21 protein-coding genes are annotated in these 22,328 nt (G+C 70.4%); 13 read left to right on the forward strand and 8 right to left on the reverse strand.

All coding sequences use genetic code 11. The annotated features are described in order from the left end of the window. The first annotated feature begins 2 nt into the window (after window positions 1-2). From BOSE125_RS11410 to purM, 4 genes are all read left to right on the forward strand, one after another. A complete protein-coding gene (locus BOSE125_RS11410; protein ID WP_159552636.1) occupies window positions 3-1,379 on the forward strand; it encodes a hypothetical protein in 1,377 nt (458 codons plus the stop codon). Between the two features lie 73 nt (window positions 1,380-1,452). Further along, window positions 1,453-1,956, forward strand: a complete 504-nt coding sequence (locus tag BOSE125_RS11415) for a DMT family transporter (RefSeq protein WP_159552638.1) — start codon at window positions 1,453-1,455, stop codon at window positions 1,954-1,956. After that, window positions 1,946-3,547, forward strand: a complete 1,602-nt coding sequence (purF, locus tag BOSE125_RS11420; protein WP_159555091.1) for an amidophosphoribosyltransferase — start codon at window positions 1,946-1,948, stop codon at window positions 3,545-3,547. Before BOSE125_RS11415 ends, purF begins: the two co-directional genes overlap by 11 nt. Window positions 3,548-3,582: 35 nt before the next feature. Further along, window positions 3,583-4,767, forward strand: a complete 1,185-nt coding sequence (gene purM / locus BOSE125_RS11425; RefSeq protein ID WP_159555093.1) for a phosphoribosylformylglycinamidine cyclo-ligase — start codon at window positions 3,583-3,585, stop codon at window positions 4,765-4,767. Window positions 4,768-4,793: 26 nt separating this feature from the next. Here purM and BOSE125_RS11430 read toward each other — a convergent pair whose 3' ends face one another. Together BOSE125_RS11430 and BOSE125_RS11435 are read right to left on the reverse strand one after the other, a co-directional pair. Continuing rightward, a complete protein-coding gene (locus tag BOSE125_RS11430; RefSeq protein WP_159552640.1) occupies window positions 4,794-5,819 on the reverse strand; it encodes a Sir2 family NAD-dependent protein deacetylase in 1,026 nt (341 codons plus the stop codon). An 8-nt stretch (window positions 5,820-5,827) separates the two neighbouring features. Then, window positions 5,828-6,040: a DUF3073 domain-containing protein gene (locus BOSE125_RS11435; protein WP_115932047.1), complete on the reverse strand. Its 213-nt coding sequence runs from the start codon at window positions 6,038-6,040 to the stop codon at window positions 5,828-5,830. Window positions 6,041-6,201: 161 nt separating this feature from the next. Here BOSE125_RS11435 and BOSE125_RS11440 point away from each other — a divergent pair, with 161 nt between their 5' ends. Then, window positions 6,202-6,930 carry a hypothetical protein gene (locus BOSE125_RS11440; RefSeq protein ID WP_159552642.1) on the forward strand — a complete coding sequence of 243 codons (729 nt, stop codon included), beginning with the start codon at window positions 6,202-6,204 and terminating at the stop codon, window positions 6,928-6,930. Between the two features lie 6 nt (window positions 6,931-6,936). Here BOSE125_RS11440 and clpB read toward each other — a convergent pair whose 3' ends face one another. Together clpB and BOSE125_RS11450 are read right to left on the reverse strand one after the other, a co-directional pair. After that, on the reverse strand, window positions 6,937-9,573 hold the full coding sequence (clpB, locus tag BOSE125_RS11445) for an ATP-dependent chaperone ClpB (RefSeq protein WP_159552644.1): 2,637 nt from the start codon (window positions 9,571-9,573) through the stop codon (window positions 6,937-6,939). 175 nt (window positions 9,574-9,748) lie between these two features. Continuing rightward, on the reverse strand, window positions 9,749-10,642 hold the full coding sequence (locus tag BOSE125_RS11450) for a hypothetical protein (RefSeq protein ID WP_159552646.1): 894 nt from the start codon (window positions 10,640-10,642) through the stop codon (window positions 9,749-9,751). A gap of 115 nt (window positions 10,643-10,757) precedes the next feature. Between BOSE125_RS11450 and BOSE125_RS11455 the strand changes: the two genes are divergently transcribed. Continuing rightward, window positions 10,758-11,918 (forward strand): YihY/virulence factor BrkB family protein, encoded by a 1,161-nt coding sequence (locus BOSE125_RS11455; RefSeq protein WP_159552648.1) that lies wholly within the window; start codon window positions 10,758-10,760, stop codon window positions 11,916-11,918. Here BOSE125_RS11455 and BOSE125_RS11460 read toward each other — a convergent pair. Both BOSE125_RS11460 and BOSE125_RS11465 read right to left on the reverse strand, forming a co-directional pair. Continuing rightward, the gene (locus BOSE125_RS11460; RefSeq protein ID WP_159552650.1) at window positions 11,915-12,517 is read right to left on the reverse strand and encodes a DNA-binding response regulator; all 603 of its coding nucleotides are present in this window, start codon (window positions 12,515-12,517) and stop codon (window positions 11,915-11,917) included. The two genes, BOSE125_RS11455 and BOSE125_RS11460, sit on opposite strands and share 4 nt — an antisense overlap. Further along, complete coding sequence (locus tag BOSE125_RS11465; protein ID WP_159552652.1) at window positions 12,514-13,872, reverse strand: histidine kinase; 1,359 nt, start codon at window positions 13,870-13,872, stop codon at window positions 12,514-12,516. The genes BOSE125_RS11460 and BOSE125_RS11465 overlap by 4 nt, the downstream gene beginning before the upstream one ends. Before the next feature lie 184 nt (window positions 13,873-14,056). Between BOSE125_RS11465 and BOSE125_RS11470 the strand changes: the two genes are divergently transcribed. The 5 genes from BOSE125_RS11470 (at window position 14,057) to BOSE125_RS11490 (ending at window position 17,541) form a co-directional block, all read left to right on the forward strand. After that, the gene (locus BOSE125_RS11470) at window positions 14,057-14,551 is read left to right on the forward strand and encodes a small multi-drug export protein (RefSeq protein WP_159552654.1); all 495 of its coding nucleotides are present in this window, start codon (window positions 14,057-14,059) and stop codon (window positions 14,549-14,551) included. A 24-nt stretch (window positions 14,552-14,575) separates the two neighbouring features. Further along, the gene (locus BOSE125_RS11475; protein WP_159552656.1) at window positions 14,576-14,938 is read left to right on the forward strand and encodes a cupin; all 363 of its coding nucleotides are present in this window, start codon (window positions 14,576-14,578) and stop codon (window positions 14,936-14,938) included. 123 nt (window positions 14,939-15,061) lie between these two features. Beyond that, entirely contained in the window at window positions 15,062-15,886 is an 825-nt protein-coding gene (locus tag BOSE125_RS11480; protein ID WP_159552658.1) for an ABC transporter substrate-binding protein, read from the forward strand. Between the two features lie 74 nt (window positions 15,887-15,960). Continuing rightward, window positions 15,961-16,746, forward strand: a complete 786-nt coding sequence (locus tag BOSE125_RS11485; RefSeq protein WP_115933370.1) for an amino acid ABC transporter permease — start codon at window positions 15,961-15,963, stop codon at window positions 16,744-16,746. Between the two features lie 9 nt (window positions 16,747-16,755). Then, window positions 16,756-17,541, forward strand: a complete 786-nt coding sequence (locus BOSE125_RS11490; RefSeq protein WP_159552660.1) for an amino acid ABC transporter ATP-binding protein — start codon at window positions 16,756-16,758, stop codon at window positions 17,539-17,541. Here the strand turns inward: BOSE125_RS11490 and BOSE125_RS11495 are convergent. Further along, on the reverse strand, window positions 17,538-18,065 hold the full coding sequence (locus BOSE125_RS11495; protein ID WP_159552662.1) for an SRPBCC domain-containing protein: 528 nt from the start codon (window positions 18,063-18,065) through the stop codon (window positions 17,538-17,540). The two genes, BOSE125_RS11490 and BOSE125_RS11495, sit on opposite strands and share 4 nt — an antisense overlap. 124 nt (window positions 18,066-18,189) lie before the next feature. On the opposite strand from BOSE125_RS11495, the gene BOSE125_RS11500 reads away from it, so the two are divergent. Then, entirely contained in the window at window positions 18,190-18,780 is a 591-nt protein-coding gene (locus BOSE125_RS11500) for a sugar O-acetyltransferase (protein WP_159555095.1), read from the forward strand. Here the strand turns inward: BOSE125_RS11500 and BOSE125_RS11505 are convergent. Beyond that, window positions 18,777-20,189, reverse strand: coding sequence for a glucose-6-phosphate dehydrogenase (locus BOSE125_RS11505; protein ID WP_159552664.1), 1,413 nt, complete (start codon window positions 20,187-20,189; stop codon window positions 18,777-18,779). The genes BOSE125_RS11500 and BOSE125_RS11505 overlap by 4 nt on opposite strands. A 59-nt stretch (window positions 20,190-20,248) precedes the next feature. Between BOSE125_RS11505 and BOSE125_RS11510 the strand changes: the two genes are divergently transcribed. Continuing rightward, window positions 20,249-22,255 (forward strand): glycoside hydrolase family 15 protein, encoded by a 2,007-nt coding sequence (locus BOSE125_RS11510; protein WP_159552666.1) that lies wholly within the window; start codon window positions 20,249-20,251, stop codon window positions 22,253-22,255. Window positions 22,256-22,328: the final 73 nt, after the last annotated feature.

The following is a 22,328-nucleotide window of genomic DNA, read 5'->3' on the forward strand; positions in this document are numbered from 1 at the left end:
CCGTGAAGACCGCGAGACACCTGGCCCTGCCCGCCGCCGTCGCCCTGCACACCATGGGCTCCGTCCTGGTCTCGCTCGCGACCTGGGCGGTGATCGCCACCAGCGCGTCACCCGGGGCGCTGAACGGTGGGCTCTGGGTTCTGAGCTACACCCTCGCCGCCGCCGTCGGGCTCTTGGGCATCCTCGGACTGGCCCTGGCCCTCCGTGACCGGCGGGCGGGCCCGGGCGGCCAGGAGGCCCAGACCCTAGCATCCGTGGCCCTGGCCACCGCCCTGATCCTGTTGGCCGTCCGGACTTTCATACCCCTCGGCGTGGTCGACCGCGCGATCGGCTTCGAGGGTTTCAACGCCGTACTACAGACCCTCTCCATGGCCGGACTGCTACTGGCGGCCACCGCCGTGGTGGCCGGCGCCGTGGCCGCGCGCCGTGCCCCGCGGGGGCCCGGCACCGTGGCACGCGTTCTGTCGGCCATCGCCCCGCCGGCAGCGCTGGTGGCCTGGGGAGGGATCCCGCTGCTGGCACCCACCCCCTCGGGGCTCACCATCGCCTCCGCCCTGGGCTCGGTGCTGGCCCTCGTCGGCCTGGGGGCCGCCGTCGTACTCCTGCGCCGTTCCCCGGGCACGGAGCGGGCGCACCACGAAGGTGTCGGCAGAGAAGCCGGCGGAGCACTCGGGCCCGACGACGGCCCGGTCGGCAAGGCCGCCGACGCTGCGGCCGCGATGGAGCGCACCGGCCGGCGGTTCCTGCGCCATCTGGCCACCCCCCTGGGTCTGGCCTGCCTGGCGCTCATCCTGCCGCTGCTGGACGTCGTCCAGTCCGGCCAGGGCGCCTGGCTGCCGCTGGTCTTCGCCGTGGTCCTGGCCATCGCCGCCGTGGCCGGGGCCGTGCTGGACTACCGCGCGCTCGGCGGGACGGAGGTGCCGCGGGCGGGACGCCTGGTCGGCGAGCTGGGCGTTCCAGCCTCGATCCTCGTGATCCCGGTGGCTCTCCTGCTCGGCGGGCTGGCCGGTGGCGGCTGGGCGATGCTCGGCGCCCTGGTCATCGGCTTGATGGTGGCCGCCCTCGTGGCGCTCATCGGCCTGATCGGGGTGCTGTTCTCCGCCGCATCCGGGCGCTACGCCTCCAGAGCGGCACGGTCCTCAGTCATCGCCACCGCCCTGGTGTTCGTGGCGGCCGCGACCTTCATCCCGTTCCAGTCCACCGGAGCAGCCCTGGTCAGCGTGATGGCAACGGCCCTCCTGCTGCTCGTGGCACTGGGGTCCGGGCTGGTCGCCGTACTCTCGTCCCGGCCCACCCTGCGGCTGCCCGAGCGGACGGAGCCGTTGCTCACAGAGACCACCGACGCTGACGTCAACGCCGTCCGCAACCCCTACCTGTAGCCACACCTTCGCAGCCGCGAGCATGCCCGACCCGGGGCGGGGAGAGTCCTTTCCGCCCCGTACCATGGAAGGCATGACTTTTCCCCCCGACGGTTCCGCGGACACCCCCGCGGGCACCCCGGCAGACGAACCCACCACGCCGGGCCTGAGCCGGCCCGAGACGGTCCGGCCCACTCCGGATTCGAGCCGGCTCGGCACGGGCTCCCCGGGGCCGGATACCCTGGACCACCGCACCCTGGTGGTCCGCCGGGCCCCGAAGGTGCAGGTGTTCCTGATCGGGGGCGCCCTGCTCGGCGTCATCGTCGCGCTGCTGGTGACCGCCTTCGGCGAGGCCAACCCCGAGTTCACCTTCGGTTCCACCTTCGGGTACTTCCTGGTGATCTTCGGCATCCTCGGTGTGGGGGTCGGAGCGATCGTCTGGCTGGTGCTGGACCGCCGGTCGAAGAAGCGCACCTATACCGTGACAGCCCAGTCGGTGGAGAGCTACGAGGACGCCGATTACGCCGTCCAGGACCACGACCTGCAGCAGTGGACGGACAAGTGGGAGAATGGGGAGCGTGACCAAGATGCGCGGTGACGGCCTGCTGACACATGACCTCGACCCCCATGAGAAGGGTCCCCAGGACGAATGCGGGGTGTTCGGCGTCTGGGCCCCCGGTGAAGAGGTCTCCAAACTCGCCTACTACGGCCTGTACGCCTTGCAGCACCGGGGACAGGAGTCCGCGGGCATCGCCACCTCGGACGGCAAACGGATCTCCGTGTACAAGGACCTGGGCCTCGTCTCCCAGGTCTTCGACGAGGCGACCCTGAACACCCTGACCGGGCACATCGCCGTCGGGCACTGCCGGTACTCGACCACCGGTGGCAACAACTGGGAGAACGCCCAGCCGACCCTCGGCGCCACCGCGGGCGGCACCGTGGCCCTGGGCCACAACGGCAACCTGGTGAACTCGGCCGAGCTGTACCGGATGGTGCAGGGCCGTTACGGCAAGCAGACCCGGGGCGAGATGGCCCAGGGCAACACCACGGATACCGCCCTCGTCACGGCCCTGCTGCAGGGCGAGGAGGGCTCCACCCTCGAGCAGACGGCCACCGAACTGCTCCCGCTGATCCGCGGCGCCTTCTCCTTCGTCTTCATGAACGAGCACACCCTCTACGCCGCACGGGACCCGCAGGGCGTGCGGCCGCTGGTACTCGGCCGGCTCGAGCGCGGCTGGGTGGTGGCTTCCGAGCAGTCCGCCCTGGCCACGGTGGGCGCCTCGTTCATCCGTGAGGTCGCTCCCGGCGAGCTCATCGCCATCGACGAGGACGGCATCCGCTCCACCCGGTTCGCCGAATCCAAGCCGGCGCACTGCGTCTTCGAGTACGTCTACCTCGCCCGCCCGGACGCCACCATCAGCGGCCGCTCCGTCTACGAGTCGCGCGGGGCCATGGGGCGTGCCCTGGCCCGGGAGAACCCGGTGGAGGCCGATGTCGTCATCCCGGTCCCCGAGTCCGGCACGCCCGCCGCGGTGGGCTACGCCGAGGAATCCGGCATCCCGTTCGGCCAGGGCTTCGTCAAGAACTCCTATGTGGGCCGCACCTTCATCCAGCCCTCGCAGACCCTGCGCCAGCTCGGAATCCGACTCAAGCTCAACGTCCAGCCCGCCGTGGTGTCCGGCAAGCGCGTGGTGGTGGTGGACGATTCGATCGTGCGCGGCAACACCCAGCGCGCGGTGGTCCGGATGCTCAAGGAGGCCGGTGCCGCCGAGGTGCACGTGCGGATCTCCTCGCCGCCCATCAAGTGGCCGTGCTTCTACGGGATCGACTTCGCCTCACGAGCCGAACTGATCGCCAACGGCGCCGGCGTCGCGGAGATCGCCGCCTCGATCGGGGCCGATTCCCTGGAGTACATCTCCGCGGAGGGCATGATCGAGGCCACCGAGCAGCCCCGCCGCTCGCTGTGCACCGCCTGCTTCACCGGCGACTACCCGATCCCGCTGCCCAGCGAGGACGAACGGGGCAAGCACCTGCTGGAGCAGCCGGTCGCCGCCACAGCGTCCGACCCCGTCGCCGATCCGGAGTCAACGGTGAACCCTGACGAGCGTCCCGGCGCCGTCGGCTGCGACCCGGGACCCGACGCGCCCTACGAAGACCTGCTGACCGCAACCGACAGGACCCCGCTGTGACCGCTTCCGAGCACCCCCACGATCCGGCCGGCGCAGTGCCCGGCGCTGCCGATACCGCACCCGGGACCACCTACGCCTCCGCCGGCGTGGACGTGGAGGCCGGTGATCTCGCCGTCGAGTTGATGAAGGACGCGCTGAAGGCCACCCACAACGACTCCGTCATCGGCGGCGTGGGCGGATTCGCGGGACTCTACGACGTCTCGGCGCTGCTGAAGTACTCCAAGCCGCTGTTGGCGACCTCCACGGACGGCGTCGGCACGAAGGTCGCGATCGCGCAGGCGCTGGACAAGCACGACACGATCGGCTTCGACCTGGTCGGCATGGTCGTGGACGACATCGTGGTGGTCGGCGCCGAGCCGCTGTTCATGACCGACTACATCGCCTGCGGCAAGGTGGTTCCCGAGCGCATCGCGGACATCGTCCGCGGCATCGCCCTGGGGTGCCAGGCTGCCGGCACCGCCCTGGTGGGCGGAGAGACCGCCGAGCACCCCGGCCTGCTGGGCGTGGACGAATACGACGTCGCCGGCGCCGCCACCGGTGTGGTCGAGGCCTCCGCCCTGCTCGGCCCCGAACGCGTCCGTGAGGGCGACGTGGTCATCGCCATGGCCTCCTCCGGCATCCACTCCAACGGCTACTCCCTGGTCCGCCGCGTCATCAACGACGCCGGCTGGTCCCTGGACCGTGAGGTCACCGACCTGGGCCGCACGCTCGGCGAGGAGCTGCTGGAACCGACGCGCATCTACACGGCCGACTGCCTCGACGTGATGCGCCACCTCAACGGAGACCCCGTCTCCGGTGCCGCGGGCGCGGTGACCACCGCCTCCGGCGAGCCCGCCCTGCACGGCTTCTCCCACGTCACCGGCGGCGGGCTCGCGGCCAACCTGGCCCGCGTACTCCCCCGCGGCCTGATGGCCACCGTGGATCGCGGGACCTGGTCACTGCCGGCCGTGTTCTCCCTCGTCGGCCAGCTCGGGCGCGTCCCGCTGGAGGACCTGGAGCGCACCCTGAACCTCGGCGTCGGCATGGTCGCCGTGGTGGATCCCGCCGCCGCCGATGAGGCCCTGGCCCGGCTCAACGCCCGCGGCCTGACGTCCTGGGTCGCCGGAACCGTGGGCCGCGTGACGGACGAGGCCCGGAACGCCGGCACCGACTTCATGCAGGGCGCCAAGGGCGTTGACGGCGGAGCGGTCCTGCTGACCGGGGACTACGCCACAGCCTGACGCGCTACGACGGTGCGCGGGAAGGGTCAGAGCAGGGCGTCCAGCCACTCCAGCGCCGGAGCCAGGCGGGTACGCCAGCGGAAGGCGGCCTTCGTGTCGGCGCGCGTGGGGCCGCCGTTGAGGACCGCCACCGGCTTGCCCGCCTTCTCCGCGTCCAGCACGAACTTGAAACCGCTCATGACGGCCAGTGACGTGCCGATCGCCAGGACGGAGCCGGCCCGCTCGAACGCCTGGCGAGCGGCGGCCTTCCGCTCGGCCGGCACGCTCTCACCGAAGTAGACCACGTCCGGCTTCAGCTCCACCGAACCGCACACCAGGCAGCCGACCAGGTGGAACCGGTCCACCCACTCCTGTCCCAGCGTCACATCCCCGTCCGGGTTGACCATCAGCGGGTCCACCTGGACCGCCTCGAGGTAACCGGGATTCGCCTCGACCAGGCGGGCGTCGAAGGACCGGCGGTCCTCCAGGGCCCCGCAGTTCAGGCAGCTGACCCGGTCCAGGTCCCCGTGCAGGGCCACCAGCCCCGGGGTGCCCGCCGCGGCGTGCAGTCCGTCCACGTTCTGGGTCACGACGCCGGCCAGGATCCCGGCGCGCTGCCAGCCCGCCAGGATGTGGTGGGCCGGGTTCGGAAAGGCGGCGTCCATCTGCCGCCAGCCCACGAAGGACCGCGCCCAATAGCGGTGCCGAGCGCCGTCGTCGTGCCGGAACTCCTGGTAGGTCATCGGCCGGTGCCGCCGCAGCGATCCCTGCGGTCCGCGGTAGTCGGGGATGCCGGAGTCCGTGGAGATGCCCGCGCCGGTGATCACCAGCGGCCGGTGCTCCCGCAACAGGGCCAGGATGCCCGCTCGCGCGATGGCGGGATCCTGCGGCGGGGCCGCGTCCTCCACGATGCGCGCGATCGAGCGCAGGGCGGCCCGGTGACCGTTGGCGGCCGGATGGCCCGGGAGCAGGGTGGTGCCCGGAAAACCATCTGTCGTCTCCACCGAATCGGCGGTCTCAGCCGTCGCCGGCGTGCCCCGAGGAGGCTCGGCGGATGGTGGCTCAGTCGACATGGCGACGATCAACCCTGCGTGCGGGGATCGTCATCCTCCTCGGATTCCTTCACATAGTCCGCGTACTTGTCCGCGTAGTCGATGTACTGGTCATCGTCATGGCTGGAACCGCTGTTGCCGGCCAGCTCACGCTCCAGTGCCGACAAATCAGTGGCCGGGGAGAAATACTTCATGTCCCGGGCCTGCTTGGTTGCTTTTGCCTTTTGACGGCCGCGCCCCATGAGCGTGACCCCCTTTGTTGTCCGTCCCCGTGCTGTCAGCCCCTAGGCAGGGCTGGTCCGGAGTATGCACTGATCATGATGGTTCGTGGACACTAGGTTAACATGTTTCAGCACCCCTTGGAGCCGCCTGCCTGCGTGACGGCACCGAAAGGACCATGACCATGGACACACGCCCGGACGGGTCAGGCGACGAGTCAACCCCTGACGCCCCCGAACCCACCGACACAGCAGGGACCCCGGAATCACCGGAGGCCTCTGAGACCGCCGAAGCCGCCGGCTCGGGCGACCGCTACGTCCCCTACCTGCCGCCCCGCCAGCCGGATACGGCCCCGGCGCCACGGCCCCGGCGGCAGCGCGGCTGGTGGATCGCCATCGGCGCCCTGGTGGTGGTGGCCCTGGCCGTATTCGTCCTCTGGCCGCTGTTGAGCTCTGCGCAGAACGGCCCGTCCGGTGAGACCCTCGACCCCGGGCCGACAGTGTCCCGCGACGCCGAACCCGGGCTGGACGGGATCGTGGCCCGCGAGGTGCCCCCCGCCCAGATCGTGCCCGGCGACTGCCTGACGGACTTCGAGTCCGTGGGCGAGCCCTCCACCGTGGTGGAGTGCAACCGCGACCACGAGGCCCAGCTGGTCGGCCGCAAACTCTGGCCCACCGGCCGCGCCTTCCCCGAGGACATGCAGGCGGCCGCCGAGCGGTTCTGCGCCACGATCGAACTGGACAGCGCTGCGAACGCCCAGGTCATCGTCGAGATCTCCCACCCCACCCAGGGCACGTGGGACGAGGGCGACCGCCGCGTGGACTGCCTCGCCGTGGCCCATGACGGCACCTTGGACGCCTCCCTCGTGGCGGAGCCAGTCCTGGAGGACTGGACAGACCACGTGGACGGTTAGCTGACGTCAGTCGGCCTTCCGGGTCACGGAGAGGCGGTCCTGCTCGTCGGCTTCGTCCCCCTCGCCCGTGGCGCGGTCCACCAGGACCGTGTCCCCATCGGCGATGGTGCCGGAGAGCAGGGCCCGGGCGAGCTGATCACCGATCTCGCGTTGCACCAGGCGGCGCAGCGGCCGGGCGCCGTAGGCCGGATCGAATCCGGTCAGGGCCAGCCACTCCCGCGCGGCGTCGGTGACCTCCAGGGACAGCCGGCGTGAGGCCAGGCGGCCGGCGAGCGCGTCGACCTGCAGGTCCACGATCCGGGTGAGGTCCTCGATGGACAGCGGATCGAACATGATGATGTCGTCCAGCCGGTTGAGGAACTCCGGTTTGAAGGAGGAGTTGACCACCCTCATGACCGCGTCCCTCTTGGCCGCGTCATCGAGGCCCTGGTCCACCAGGAACTGCGAGCCCAGATTGGACGTCATGATCAGGATGACGTTGCGGAAGTCCACGGTGCGCCCCTGGCCGTCCGTGAGGCGGCCGTCGTCGAGCACCTGCAGCAGGATGTCGAAGACCTCGGGGTGAGCCTTCTCCACCTCGTCCAGCAGGATCACCGAGTAGGGACGGCGCCGCACGAGTTCGGTCAGCTGGCCGCCCTCCTCATGGCCCACGTACCCCGGAGGGGCACCGACGAGCCGGGACACCGTGTGCTTCTCCGAGTACTCGGACATGTCGATGCGGACCATCGCGTGATCGTCATCGAACAGGAACGCCGCGAGCGACTTCGCCAGCTCGGTCTTGCCCACGCCCGTGGGGCCGAGGAACAGGAACGAGCCCGTGGGGCGGTCCGGGTCCGAGATTCCGGCGCGAGAGCGCCGGACGGCGTCGGACACCGATGACACCGCCTTCCGCTGGCCGATCAACCGCTCACCGAGGTGGTCCTCCATGGACAGCAGCTTGTCCTGCTCGGACTGGAGCATGCGCCCGGCCGGGATGCCGGTCCAGGCCGAGATGACCTCCGCGATGTCGTCCGCGGTGACCTCCTCGGACACCATGGACGGCCCGGTGTGCTGCTGGCCTCCCGACCTGCCGCCGGAGCCGGACTCGGCCTCCACGGCAGCCTGGAGCTGCTTCTCCAGCGCGGGGATCTCCCCGTAGAGGATCCGCGAGGCCCCGGCCAAGTCACCGTCCCGCTGGGCCTTGTCCGCCGCGGAGCGCAACTCGTCCAGCGTCACGCGCAGGTCACCGGCCTGGTTGAGGTTGGCCTTCTCGGACTCCCACTGGGCGTTGAGCGCGGCGAGCTCCTCCTTCTGGTTGGCCATCTCCTCGCGCAGGGCGGCCAGCCGCTCCACGGAGGCCGGGTCGGTCTCGTCCGCGAGCGCGAGCTCCTCCATGGTCAGCCGGTCCACGGAGCGGCGAAGCTGGTCGATCTCCTCGGGAGCGGAGTCGATCTCCATGCGCAGCCGGGACGCGGACTCGTCCACCAGGTCGATGGCCTTGTCCGGCAGCCGGCGGCCGGAGATGTACCGGTCCGAGAGGTTGGCGGCGGCCACGAGGGCGGAGTCGGCGATGGCCACCTTGTGGTGGGCCTCGTAGCGTTCCTTGAGCCCGCGCAGGATGGCGATGGTGTCATCCACGGTGGGCTCGCCCACGTAGACCTGCTGGAACCGGCGTTCCAGGGCCGGGTCCTTCTCGATGTTCTCCCGGTACTCGTCCAGGGTGGTGGCGCCGATCAGGCGCAGCTCGCCGCGGGCCAGCATGGGCTTGAGCATGTTGCCGGCGTCCATGGCGCCCTCGGAGGCTCCGGCACCGACCACGGTGTGGATCTCGTCGATGAAGGTGACGATCTGACCGTCGGAGGCTTTGATCTCCTCCAGCACGGACTTCAGACGCTCCTCGAACTCTCCGCGGTACTTGGCCCCGGCGATCATGGATCCCAGGTCGAGGGAGATCAGGCTCTTGCCGCGCAGGGATTCCGGGACGTCCCCGGCCACCATGCGCTGGGCCAGACCCTCCACCACCGCGGTCTTGCCGACGCCGGGCTCACCGATGAGCACCGGGTTGTTCTTGGTGCGGCGGGAGAGCACCTGCACCACGCGGCGGATCTCCGAATCGCGGCCGATGACCGGGTCGAGCTTGCCGGCGCGGGCGATCTCCGTGAGATCGGTGCCGTACTTCTCCAGGGCCTGGAAGGTGTTCTCCGGGTCCGGCGTGGTCACGCGGCTGTCCCCGCGGACCTCCTTGACGGCGGCGGAGAGCGCCTCGACGCTGGCATCGGCATCGCGCAGCGCGGTGCCGGCCTTGCCGGCGTCCGCGGCGAGGCCGAGCAGGAGGTGCTCGGTCGAGACGTAGTCATCCCCCAGGGCCTCGGCCTGCTGCTGTGCTGCCTGGACCACCAGCAGCGCCTGGCGGGACAGCTGGGCCTGCGCCACGGAGGATCCCGAGCTGGCCGGCAGCTCCTTGATGGCGGTGGAGGCGGCGGTGGAGACCACATCAGGGTCTACGCCGGCGGCCTTGAGGACCGCGACGGCCACGGAACCGCGCTGGTCCATCAGCGCCTTGAGCAGGTGCGCGGGTTCGATCTGCGGATTGCCGAGGGTGGAGGCGTTCATCGCCGCTCCGGACAGCACCTCTTGGCTCTTCGTGGTGAATTTGGCGTCCATGCTGGTCCTTTCTGCCGCCGCTCCTGACACGCGGGGCGTCTGCCGGTGAAACGGGTCTGTGAATCGGGTCGGTACTCAAAGTTGAGTGTACTTAACTCAACCTGGTTCTGATACCCGCTATTCCCCTCTTTCGCCCCGCGTCATGCCTCCCGGCCCATCGCCGGCTCAAGCCGCCTCAGACGGTGTCGCCGGAGTCCTGCAGCACGGCTTCCACGTGGTCCACCTGCGCCTGCAGGATGGCCTCGGCATTCCCTCGAGACACACCGCTGAGCACACCGTAGACGTGGTGATCACCCAGGGAGCGGCCGCCGGCCACCAGCGTCGACTCCCCGCCCTGACCGTCCGAGATCGTGAGGTACGTGGCGTCCAGACCGCCCAGTTGCTCGAAGGTGGCCGTGGCCCCGGCCTGCTCGTCGCTCTCCAGGGTTCCGCACCCTGCAGGCAGTTCGGAGTAGATGTCCATGATCTCCATCGGCTCGGCAGTCTGCGCCACCAGCAGCTGGACGCTCGGCGCTGCCGAACCGGCGCTGTCGACCGCCTCCAGGTCAGCCTCGTAGACGGCGGTGGCCCCTTGGACCGCTTGGGTCTCGAAGGCGTTAATCCCGTCCAGGAGCACCGCGCAGCCGCCCTCGGGGGTGAACCCGGTCAGGTTGAGGTTCATGGTGAACGGGGCTCCGGCCACCAAGGACTCCTCCTTCGAGAGGACGGTCCCCACGGGAAAGTCCTGCTCGGGGAGGGTCAGCGCCCCGAAGCCATCGTCCGCGGCCCCGGCAGCGTCTCCGGCGTCTCCGGTGCCTCCGGTGACGCCAGCGCCGTCGGTCGCCGGCTCGGCTGCCGCATTCTCCGACGACGTGGGCGAGTCGGCGCTGGAGGCGGAGCCGGACGAGGCAGGGGACTCGGAGGCCTTGCCGTCCACATTGATGGAGACGCAACCGGTCAGCACCAGCGCGGATGCCGCCAGCAGCCCGGCGGCCCGCAGGGGCAGGCCGGTATTCACGGTGCGGACGGGGCCTCCGGCAGTAGTCGGCGTGGAGGTTCTCGGTCGGCGTCGGTGCAGGTCAGTGCTCATGTTTTCCCTCGGTGGTGCGATGTGCGGCGATGTCTCCATCTTCCCAACGTGCGCTCCCGGGCCCGGGGCGGCTGCGGACGGCCGTGGCCTGCCGCCCGGGGGTACCCTCTGAAGCATGCCCCGCCGCCTGCTCCGCCGTCCGGCACCGGCCCATACCTACGTGCGGCCGCGGTTGACGCTGTTCCATGTGCTCCGCCGGACCATCATGAAACTCGTGGGCATGCAGGTGTGGGACGTGGCGGGCGGGATGACCTTCTACACGCTGCTGTCCGTGGTCCCCGGAGCGATCGCCATCGTCTCCATCGTCTCCATGCTGGGGCTGGAGGACGAGACCGTGGTGACGGCCGCGGGGCTGGTCAACGAATTGCTGCCCGAGATCAATCCGGACGTCCTTGCCTCCACGCTGCTGTCCCTGACCAACAGCTCCACCGGCGTGCTGGGCCTCGTCCTCGGTCTCATCGGCTCGATCATCGCCGCCTCCAATGCGCTGGCCTCCTTCCACCGGGCCATGCACCGCATCTACGACACCCGGGAGGGTCGGCAGTTCCTGTGGTTCCGCACCGTGATCTTCCTCGAGACCCTGGTGTTGATGGTCGCCCTGATCGTTGTTCTGCTGCTGGTGTTGATCGGCGGGGATCTCTCCACCCGGATCGGAGACCTGCTGGGCCTCACCGCAGCCACGGTGACCCTCTGGAACATCCTGAAGTGGCCGGCCATCCTGACCGTGCTCGTCTTCGTCGTCTCCGTGGCCTACCACCGCGGCGCGAACGTGGTGCAACCCCGCTTCCGGTGGTTGTCCTGGGGCGGGCTGTCCGCCGTGCTCGTCCTGTTCGCCATGACCCTGCTCCTCGGATGGCTGGCCAGCTACGCCGGGGCACTGGATTGGATCCTCGGCACCCTGAGCAGCCTCGGCGTGGCCATGATGGTCACGTGGGTCAGCTTCATCGTGCTGGTGGCCGGCGCCGCATTCGACGCCGAACTTCTCCGCGGTCGCCAGTTGGCCGCCGGCCTACCTGCCTGGGACACCCTGCAGCTGCGGACGCGGCACACCGGCACTCTGGAGTTCCTGGACGAGGACGCTGCCCAAGCCCGCACGACCGCCCACGCCGTGGCCACGTCGGTGCGCACAGGCGAGCCCGTCACCGTGGCCAGGAGCCCGTGGATCGCCGAGGCGGACACGTTCTGGTCCATCGACTCCTCTGACCTGCCCGTCTCCACCGGCAAGCCCTACCAGGCGCCCCCGCAGGAACCTCCTCAGGAGTCCCGGTCGGGCTAGATCCAGCCCTGCTCCCAGGCCATCTGGGAGGCCTCCCGCCGGGTCCCCACGCCGAGCTTGCCCATGGCCGAGGACAGGTAGTTGCGCACCGTGCCCGGCGCCAGGTGCAACCGCTCGGCGATCTGCTGCACGGTGGCCGCATCCCGCCCGGCCCGCAGTACGTCGAGCTCCCGGTCCGTCAGGGGGCTCCGCTCCCCGCCGAGGGCCGTGGCAGCGATGTCCGGGTCCACGTACCGCTTGCCGGCGGACACGTCCCGGATCACCCTGGCCAGCTCCTCGGCCGGAGTGGACTTCGGTACGAAGCCGGACACCTTCTCGCTCAGCGCCCGCCGCAGCACCCCGGGTCGGGCGTGCCGGGTCACGATGATGACCTTCGTGGCCACCTGCCGCAGGATCTGCCCGGCAGCCTCCACGCCGTCCATCTCCGGCATCTCCAGGTCCAGCAGGCAGACGTCCGGCATCAGCTCCCGGGCGGCGGCCACCGCCTGGAGCCCGTTGTCCACGCCGGCCACCACCTCGAAGTCCTCCTCCAGGCCCAGCAGGGTCTCGAGCGCGCCGCGGATCAGCACCTCGTCATCGGCGATCAGCAAGCGGATCATGGGGTCGGCTCCTTCGGATGGACGGTGGAGGATTGAGAGTGGCCCCGGCCCGGCACTGCGGGCAACCGGGCCTCGAGGACGAAGGCGCCGTCGTCGTACCGGCCGGTCACCGATCCCCCGGAGGAGGCGAACCGGCGGTTCAGACCGGACAACCCCGTGCCCGACGCCGGCCCGCCCACCCCGCGTACCCCGGGGCCGTCGGGTGCCCCGGCTCCATCGTTGACGTCGTTGCCGTCGTGACCAGCGGGCGCCTCGACGCCGTCGTTCACCATGGCCAACCGCAGGCCGTCGTCGATGGCCTCCAGGGTGATGGACACCTTCGTGGCAGCGGCGGCATGGCGCAGGATGTTGGTGGCGCCTTCACGGACGGCCAGGCCGAGCAGGGTGCGCACGGCAGGGTCCTCGACCAGGACGCCCCGAATGGTGACAGTGGCACCCGACGCCTCAAGGACGTCCTTGGCATTGGCGATCTCCTCCTCGAGGGAGACCTCGCGCAGGTTGCGCACCAACGAGCGCGTCTCCTCCAGGGCGGTGCGCGCGATCGTCCGGACCTCGTGGATGTTCGCCGCCGCGGCATCGGGTTGTCCCGCACCCATCAGTCGCTCCGCCAGTTCGGCCTTGAGGGCGATCACCTGCAGGTGGTGGCCCTGGATGTCATGCAGATCCGAGGCGAATCGCAGCCGTTCCCTGGCCACCGCCAGTTGAGCGGCGTCCCGGCGGGCTACGTCCAGCTCGACCACGATGTTCCACCACCATGCGGAGAAGAGGAAGACCGCCGGGACGAAGATGATGAAGAAGACGAGCGGGGGCATCTGCTGTGCGGCTGCCTCGCTGGGGACGACCACGCCCGTGATGAGTTGCCCGGCCCACCAGTGCACCGCGATCAGGGCGATCCCGACGGCGATGACCAGCCGGCGGGTCACGCCGTGGACCAGGATGGCCAGGATGTTCGCGGCGATCCACAGGGAGATCCCCCCGGGGAAGGCCCCTCCCGGCAGCCACAGGGTCAGCACCCACGCGAGGCCCGCGGGTGCCAGCAGAAGCACGGTGGCCCACGGGCGCGGCCATCCTGCTCCCATACCGTTCCTGACCAGCCAGCTGCAGATGGACTGGGTCAGCCCTCCGATGGCGACCAGCACGGCGGCAACGACTAACGGCCACCCGGGCCGGCCGCCAGCTTCGAGATGGAAGAACAGCAGCATGGTCGCCGTGATGAAGGCCATGAACACGGCGAACAAGACCATCGAGATGTACGTGTACCACCAGGTGACCTGCACGCCGCGAACGGGCCGGCCGGGCGCCGTCGAGGGCAATTGCCCCGATGGTCGGCTCACGGACGGTTCTGGCTGGCTCACGCTTCCCAGGGTAGGCCGATGACAACTGTCACGGCCGCGCGGTGACTCTCACCCGTGAAGAGGTGACAGCCGGACACTGCCGCTGCCCCGGCCTCCCGACGAGGCTGGAAGCACACCAACCGCAGTACAGCGGACCACCCGCATCTGGGCCGTCACACCGGCCGCGGCACCGAAAGGCACCACCATGGACCTCCTCTCCAACATCCAGTCCTTCACCGAGTCCCTGCCGAGCGCCCTGCGATTCCTCGGAGTCGTGCTCGCCGCCTTCATCCCCTATATCGAGGGCGAGGGCGCCGCCATCGTGGGCATCATCGCCGGCATGGAGCCCTGGGTCGCCATCCCGGTGGCCATCCTCGCCAACGTGGCGATCGTGGTGGTGATCGTCCTGTCCTTCGAGAAGATCCGCGCCGCGATCATCAACCGCCGGATCGCCGCCGGCAAGACCCCGAAGCCGGCCTCGGAGAAGCAGCAGAAGGTCCGCCGCGCGCTGGACAAGTACGGCGTCCCCGGCGTCTCCCTGCTCGGACCCTTCCTGCTGCCGACCCACTTCACCGCCGCCGCGTTGACCTCCTTCGGTATCACCAAGGGCCGGGTCATCACCTGGCAGGCCGTGGCCATCGTCCTCTACTCCACCGTGTTCGGAATGCTGTTCTACGGCGTGCTCTCCGTGGTGGCCTGAGCCGGCGCGGGCTACGGTGACACCATGACCTACTCGCCGGGACCCCACGACCTGACAGCGCTGACCCGCACCACGCTCGAAGCCGCCCTGGACAACCCGCACGGCCGGCACGGTGACCTGCTGCTGCGGGACGGCCACCTACGGCAGTCGATCATCGCCCTGAAGTCCGGGGCGCAACTGGCCGATCACAACGCCCCACCCGCCGCCACGTTGCAGGTGCTGCTCGGCGCGGTGGACGTCACCGCCGGCTCCGGAGCGGATCTGCACCTGGAGCAGGGCCACCTCGTCCAGCTCACGAAGGAACGCCACGGCGTGACGGCCCGGGAGGACAGCGTCTTCCTGCTGACCACCGTGACCGGGGTGGACGAGGGCAGCCACGGGGACTGACCCCCGTGGCGCATGGCACCCACCACCCCGGCAGGCCGCCCGCCGGCCCCTCCCCGCTTCCCGGTAGACTGTCCGTCTCGACGCCTTGCACTGCAGCAGGGCCCCCGCACCGGAAGACCCTTCATGACCCCCTCCCGCACCCGACTCGCCCTGGTGGCTGTCTTGGGAGCCGGCTCGCTGGCCCTGAGCGGATGTGCCGTGCTCGGCCCCCAGCTCGGCGGCTCCGAGGCCGGCGAATCCTCGCCCCTGGTCGACAGCCTCGATCTGGTCAACCCCGGCCAGCTCACCGTCTGTTCCGATATCCCGTACCCGCCCTTCGAGTTCATGCAGGGCAGCGACCTGGTCGGGTATGACATCGACATCGTCCAGCGGATCGCCGACGACCTCGGAGTCCCCCTCTCCGTGGTGGACTCCTCCTTCGAGGCCATCGAGTCCGGGTCCTCGCTGACCGGCTGCGACATCAACGCCTCCTCGATCTCCATCACCGAGGCCCGCCAGCAGATCATGGCGTTCTCCGTCCCCTACCTGGACGACGACCTGGTGCTCGTGGCTGAACAAGGCTCCGGCATCACCGACCTGGAATCGGCCCAGGGCAAGCGCGTGGGTGTCCAGGCCGCCACCACCGGCGAGGCCTTCGCCGAGGAGAACGGATTGGCCCCGATCCAGTTCGAGGACGGTGGCATGCAGATGGAGGCCCTGCGGGCCGGCACCGTGGAGGCCGTGCTCGGCAACCAGTCCGTGGTGCTCTACAACGTCAAGGACGACCCCCAGTACGAGGTGGTCGCGGAGCTGCCCACCGGTGAGCAGCTCGGCGTGGCCGTGGCCCCGGACAAGGCGAAACTGCTGTCCGCCGTGAACGCGTCACTGCAGGGCATGGAAGAGGACGGCACCCTCGACGAGTCCCGCGCGCGCTGGTTCGGCGAGGAAGCAATGGAGGGCGACCAGTGAGCACCGTCAACACCACCGGTCCGGCATCGGACCCCAACCCCTCTCCGGGCAGCAGCCCGGAGAAGCGCCGCACGATGAGCAACCGGCGCCGCCGGCAGCTCTCACTCGGCCTGCAGGCCGGCGTCTTCGTGCTGGCCATCGTGATCCTCGTGGCCGTCATGGACTGGCCGACCCTGGGCCAGTCCGTCTTCAACTTCGCGGAGATCGGCCCCCTCTTCCCGGACATCATCCTGGTGGGCCTGGGCAACACCTTGCTGTACACGGCGTCCTCGTTCGTGGTCGGCTTGCTGGGCGGCACGCTCTTGGCCCTGATGCGGCTCTCCTCGTTCCCGCCGTACCGCTGGCTGGCCACCGCCTACATCGAGTTGTTCCGCGGCCTGCCCGCCCTGCTTGTCTTCATCGCCTTCGGCTACGGCGTGCCCTTCGCCTTCGGCGTCCAGTGGCCCATCCCCCTCGTGGTGATGGTCTCCCTGGGCATGGTCTCCTCGGCCTACATCGCCGAGACCCTGCGCGCCGGCCTGCAGGCCGTGCCGAAGGGTCAGGCGGAGGCCGCCCGTTCACTGGGCATGCCGGCCTGGCGTGCCATGGTCACGATCGTCATCCCCCAGGCCTTCCGCCTGGTGCTGCCACCCCTGACCAACGAGGTCATCCTGCTGACCAAGGACTCCTCCCTCGTCTACGTCCTGGGACTGGCCGCCCACGAGTATGAGCTCACCAAGTTCGGCCGGGACGGCATCACCGCCCTGGACGCCGGCCTCACCCCGGTGCTCGTGGCCGGTGTCATGTACCTGATCATCACCGTTCCCCTGTCCCTGCTGGCGCGGAAGTTCGAATCGCGCACCAACCGCACGCGCGTCTGAGAGGCCACGATGACCGAGACCACCAGCCACGCCAGCGCCATCCGCGCCGGCGGCGTCGCCATCACCGGCCTGCACAAGGCCTACGGCTCCAATGAGGTCCTCAAGGGCATCGACCTGACCGTGGCCCCTGGCGAGGTGGTGTGCCTGATCGGCCCCTCCGGCTCGGGCAAGTCCACCCTGCTGCGCTGCGTGAACCTGCTGGAGACCCCCAACCAGGGCACCGTGGCCGTGTCCGGCTTCGACGCCACCGACCCGGAGGTGGACCTCAATGCCATGCGCCGCCACGTCGGCATGGTGTTCCAGCAGTTCAACCTGTTCCCCCACCTTTCCGTGCTGGAGAACTGCACGGTGGCCCAGGTCAAGGTGCTGCGCCGCGCCAAGGGCGAGGCGGCCGGCGTCGCGCGCGAGAACCTGCGCCGCGTAGGGCTGGACGGCTTCGAGGACCGGTATCCGGACCAGCTCTCCGGCGGTCAGCAGCAGCGCGTGGCCATTGCCCGCGCGCTGTCCATGGACCCGCAACTGATGCTCTTCGACGAGCCGACCTCCGCCCTGGACCCGGAGACCGTGGGCGAGGTGCTCTCCGTGATGCGCGTCCTGGCCGGCGCCGGGATGACCATGCTCGTGGTCACCCACGAGATGGGCTTCGCGCGCGAGGTCGCGGACCGCGTGGTGTTCATGGACGGCGGCGTGGTCGTCGAGGAGGGTCCCGCCGAGCAGGTCATCGGCTCCCCCACCCAGCCGCGTACCCAGGACTTCCTGCGCCGGGTCCTGAACCCGACCGACGTCGAGCTCTAGGCCGTCACCCCGGCCTCCGGGCTGTAGTGCGCCTTCTGGGCGGGGTAGTAGTCAGCGAAGTCCACCGCGTCCACGTCTCCGCCGTCCAGGGCCACGGTGAGCCGGTCCAGGTAGTACTCCCAGCCCGGGCCGATGTCGCCGGCCTCGTCCTTCGACCCGGCCAGCGGCTGGCGGAAGACCAGGTCCGTGTCCGCCCCCGCCGCGGCCCGGTCCAGGGACACCCGGAGCCGCCAGGGGTTGCCATTCGGATCGGCCAGCGTCACCTGCAGGCGCGAGGGCCGTTCGCAGACCTCGATCACGCACTCGCCCGGGTGGTCCGGCGCCTCCACCATGGCCAGCTGGACGCTGCCGCTGGCCGGATCCCCCGTGTAGGTGCCGTACCAACGCAACAGCTCCGGGTCTGCCAGGTAGCTCCAGACGTCCTCGGGCGGGTGCCCGAGGGTGCGCTGGATCTGGATGGTGGGGCCCTCCGGGCCGTCGACGACCGACCCGGTGGGTTCACGGTGTTCTTCGTGGCGTGGCATGCGCCCATTGTGGACCCTCTGGCAGGCTGGGTCCATGCTGCCTGACCCAGACCGGACCCCGGCCACTGCCTCCGCTGACCCTGCCACTGCCTCCCCGTCCCCGTTCTTCCCGGACGGCCGGTCCATGTACGAGAGGATGGTTGCCGGTGATGCCTACCTCGCCGACGACCCACGGCTGGAGGAGCTCTCCACGGCGGCCGCCCTGCTGACGGAGCAGTACAACGCCACCTCCGTCACCGAGACGGCCCTCCGCCGGCGGCTGTTGTCCCGGCTGCTGGGTTCTCTCGGCGAGGAGGTGGTGATCCGCCCGCCGTTCCACGTGGACTACGGGAAGTTCATCAGCATCGGTGACCGCACCTTCGCGAACTTCGGCCTGATGGTGCTGGACGTGGCCCCGGTGCGGATCGGTGCGGACGTGCAGATCGGCACGAACGTCCAGCTCCTCACCCCGACCCACCCGCTGGAGCCGGGCCCGCGCCGGGACAAGTGGGAGGGAGCCGAGCCCATCACCATCGCGGACAACGTGTGGCTCGGCGGCGGCGTGATCGTGGGCCCCGGCGTGACGATCGGCGAGAACACGGTGGTGGGCGCCGGCGCCGTGGTCACCCGGGACCTGCCGGCGAACGTGGTCGCGCTGGGGGTGCCCGCCCGGCCGGTCAAGGACCTTCCCGCAGATCCCGACGGCGGGTGGTCCCGGATGGCGGTCGAGGGCTAGCCGGCCAGTCCCGCGGAGGCCGGGCCGGCCGATCCGGCCTCATAGTCCTGCAACGGCACCTGCCCGGAGGCGTAGGCCGCGGCGATCTGGGCCAGGATGCGCCAGCCCTCCTCGGCGCCGTCACCACGGACGGTGAAGGCCGTCTTGGCCTCGAGCACCCAGCGCAGCACCGAGCCGTAGGCGGTCAGTCCCGGCTCGGGCAACTCCGTGGACAGCACCGTGCGGGTCATGCCCCGGGAGTCGAACGGGCCGCCCGCGTTGAGCTGCAGGTCGATCCGTTCGTCCTCGAAGCCGACCCGCAGCACGTCCGGGGGCTGCGGGCCTGACGAGGGGAACTGCTCGTAGACGTGTGGCGGGCGGCGGAAGACCACGGCGATCTCCTGCCGGGGCGATCCGATGGCCTTGCCCGTCCGCAGCACCACCGGCACGCCGTTCCAGCGCCACGAGTCCACCTCGACGACCACCTGGGCGAAGGTCTCGGTCTCGCGCGCCGGGTCCACACCCTCCTCGTCCACATAGGACGGCATGGCCCGGCCGTCCACGGTGCCGGCGGTGTACCGGCCGCGCACCACGGGCGGCGTCCCCTCTCCCGTCGCGTCCCCGGACCACAACCGGGCCGCCCGCAGGACGTGGGCGGTGTTGGCGGGGATCTCCACGCCGTCGAACCGGGTCGGCGGGTCCATCATCACCAGCGCCATGACCTGCAGCAGGTGGGACTGGATCATGTCCCTCGCCGCCCCGGTGGCCTCGTAGAACCCGGCACGGCCCTCCAGCCCGAGCACCTCGTCGAACACGATCTCGATCCGCTCGATGTGGTCCCGGTTCCACAGCGGTTCCAGGATGCGGTTCGCGAAGCGCAGGCCCACGAAGCCGAGCACGCCGGGCAGGCCGAGGAAGTGGTCCACGCGGAAGATCCGCTCCTCGGGGACGAAGCCGGCCAGCAGGGAGTTGAGGTCCCGAGCGGAGTCCAGGTCGGTGCCGAACGGCTTCTCGAGCACGAGCACGGTGTCCTGCGGCAGCCGCCCCGAGTCATGCACCCGCGAGAGCGCCTCACAGGAGGCCATGGTCACCGAGGGCGGGAGTGCGAAGTACAGGCCGCAAGGGCCCTCCACCTGGTCCAGGAGTGCGGCGAGGTGTTCGGGATCGGTGGCGTCCGCGGTGATCCACCGCGCCGAATCAAGCGTGTTGCGCACCGCCGGCAGGGCCAGCTGATCCTCGCTGAGTTCAGCGGCGAACGCCTCCCGCACCACGGCCGCGAAGTCCTCCCGTTCGTCCAGGCCGGAGCCGACCAGCATGATGCCCCGTTCCGGCACCCCGGCCGCCAGGCAGGTGGCCAGCCCCGGCAACAGCAGGCGCCGGGTCAGATCCCCCGCGGCACCGAAGATGACCAGCGTGCGCAGTTCGCTCATGAGCCCACCGTATCGGCCCGGGCCTATGCCGAGAACGGTTCATTCGGTAGACAGGGGACATGACGGACCAGACACCCTCCGCTCGCCCGCAGTCCCTCCATCCCGCCGGGGCCACCCCGCTTGAGGACTACGCCCTGCTGTCCGATCTGAGCACCGGACCGCTGGTGTCCCGGCGCGGGTCCATCGACTGGCTGTGCCTGCCGCGCTTCGACTCCCCTGCCCTGTTCGCCGCCCTGCTCGGCGGGCCCGACGACGGCCGGTGGAAACTATGGGCCGTGGACGGGGAGGTCGTGGATCGCCGCTACGTGCCGTACACCTTCGTCCTCGAGACCGTCTGGCGCACCTCGACCGGCACCGTGAGGATCACCGACTTCCTGCCGCCGGCCGAGGCACAGGATGACCTGTACCGCCGGGTGGAGTGCCTGACCGGCGAGGTGGTGGTGGAGCACGACCTGCGGATCCGCTTCGACTATGCCCGCTCGCTGCCCTGGTTCCGCCGCACCGAGGGCGCCCAGGGCACCGAGGACACCGAGCCGGCGCTGCTGTGCACGGCCGGGCCGGACGGGGTGCTGGTGACCGGCCCGCTGCTCTACGCCACCACCCGGCCGACCGCGGATGACGAGCGATCCGGGGAGGCAGCCGGCGGCGGCCAGGGCGGGGCCGGCGTCGGGAATCCCGTCAGCGGGGCCACCGAGCACGGGCGCGAGATCGGCGGCGAGGACCGGCCCGCGGGTTCCCCGGACTCCGGCGGCCTCCCGGCCCCCCGGCTGGCCGGCCGGTTCCGGTTGCGCGCCGGCGAGCGGCTGGACTGGGTGTTGACCTGGTTCCCCTCCTGGGAACAGCCTCCGGTCCCGGTGGACCCGGCGGCGGCTCAGCGCCGGACGCAGGCGTTCTGGACCGACTGGGCGTCCCGGCTGGAGGTCGATTCGCCGGAGGAACACCTCGTGGCCCGGTCCCTGTTGGTGCTGCGGGCGCTCACCAACCTGAAGACGGGCGGGATCGTCGCGGCGCCCACCACCTCGCTGCCGGAGGAGTTCGGTGGCTCCCGGAACTGGGACTACCGCTACACCTGGCTGCGGGATGCGGCCCTGACGATCGAGGTCCTCGTCTCCCACGGGTTCACGGAGGGCGCCCTGCACTGGCGGGACTGGCTGCTGCGGGCCGTGGCCGGGGACCCGGAGAAGCTGCGGATCATGTACGGCCTCGCCGGCGAACGGGAGCTGGACGAGAAGGAGTTGGACCACCTGGCCGGGTATGCCGACTCCCGCCCCGTCCGGATCGGCAACGGCGCGGCGGACCAGTACCAGGCCGATGTGGTCGGCGAGGTGATGCTCGCCCTCGCCGAACTCCGGGCCGCCGGCGTCAAAGAGGACGAGTACTCGTGGCGGCTGCAGAAGTCCCTGCTGTCCTTCTGCGTCCGCAACATCGACCGCAAGGACCATGGGATCTGGGAGATGCGCGGGGCACCGCACTTCTTCACCCATGGCCGGGTGATGATGTGGGCGGCGTTCAACGAGGGCATCCGGGCGGTCACCGAGCATGGGCTGGACGGGGACGTGGCGTCCTGGACCCGGCACCGCGACGCCCTGCGTGCGGAGATCCTGGAGCGTGGGTTCAGCACCGAACTGGACTCGTTCACCCAGACCTACGGCGGCAGTGAGGTGGACGCCTCCCTGCTGCAGTTGCCGCACACCGGCTTCCTGGCCGCCGACGATCCGATGATGCTCGGCACCGTGGCCGCCATCGAGCGGGACCTGATGGGCACGCGCGGGCTGGTCCACCGCTACCGCACCGGTTCCGACCTCGATGGCCTGGAAGGGCACGAGTACGCGTTCCTGATCTGCTCGTTCTGGCTGGTGGAGCAGTACGCCTCGTCCGGCCGGCTGGACGACGCCGAAGAGACCATGGCGCTGTTGTGTTCTTGCGCCACGGATCTGGGCCTGCTGGCCGAGGAGTACGACGCCGGCTCCGGCCGCCTGGCGGGCAACTTCCCGCAGGCGTTCTCCCACCTCGCGCTCATCCGGGCCGCCGACGCCATCCAGAAGGCCCGCCGCCACCACGGCTGAGGGCCTGCTGGCCTCTGACGGCCGGGATGCCCTTCGGCCGGGGCCCAACGCACGATGGCCCGCCCCCGGGTCA

The organism is Citricoccus sp. K5, from assembly GCF_902506195.1.
Taxonomy (GTDB): Bacteria; Actinomycetota; Actinomycetes; order Actinomycetales; family Micrococcaceae; genus Citricoccus.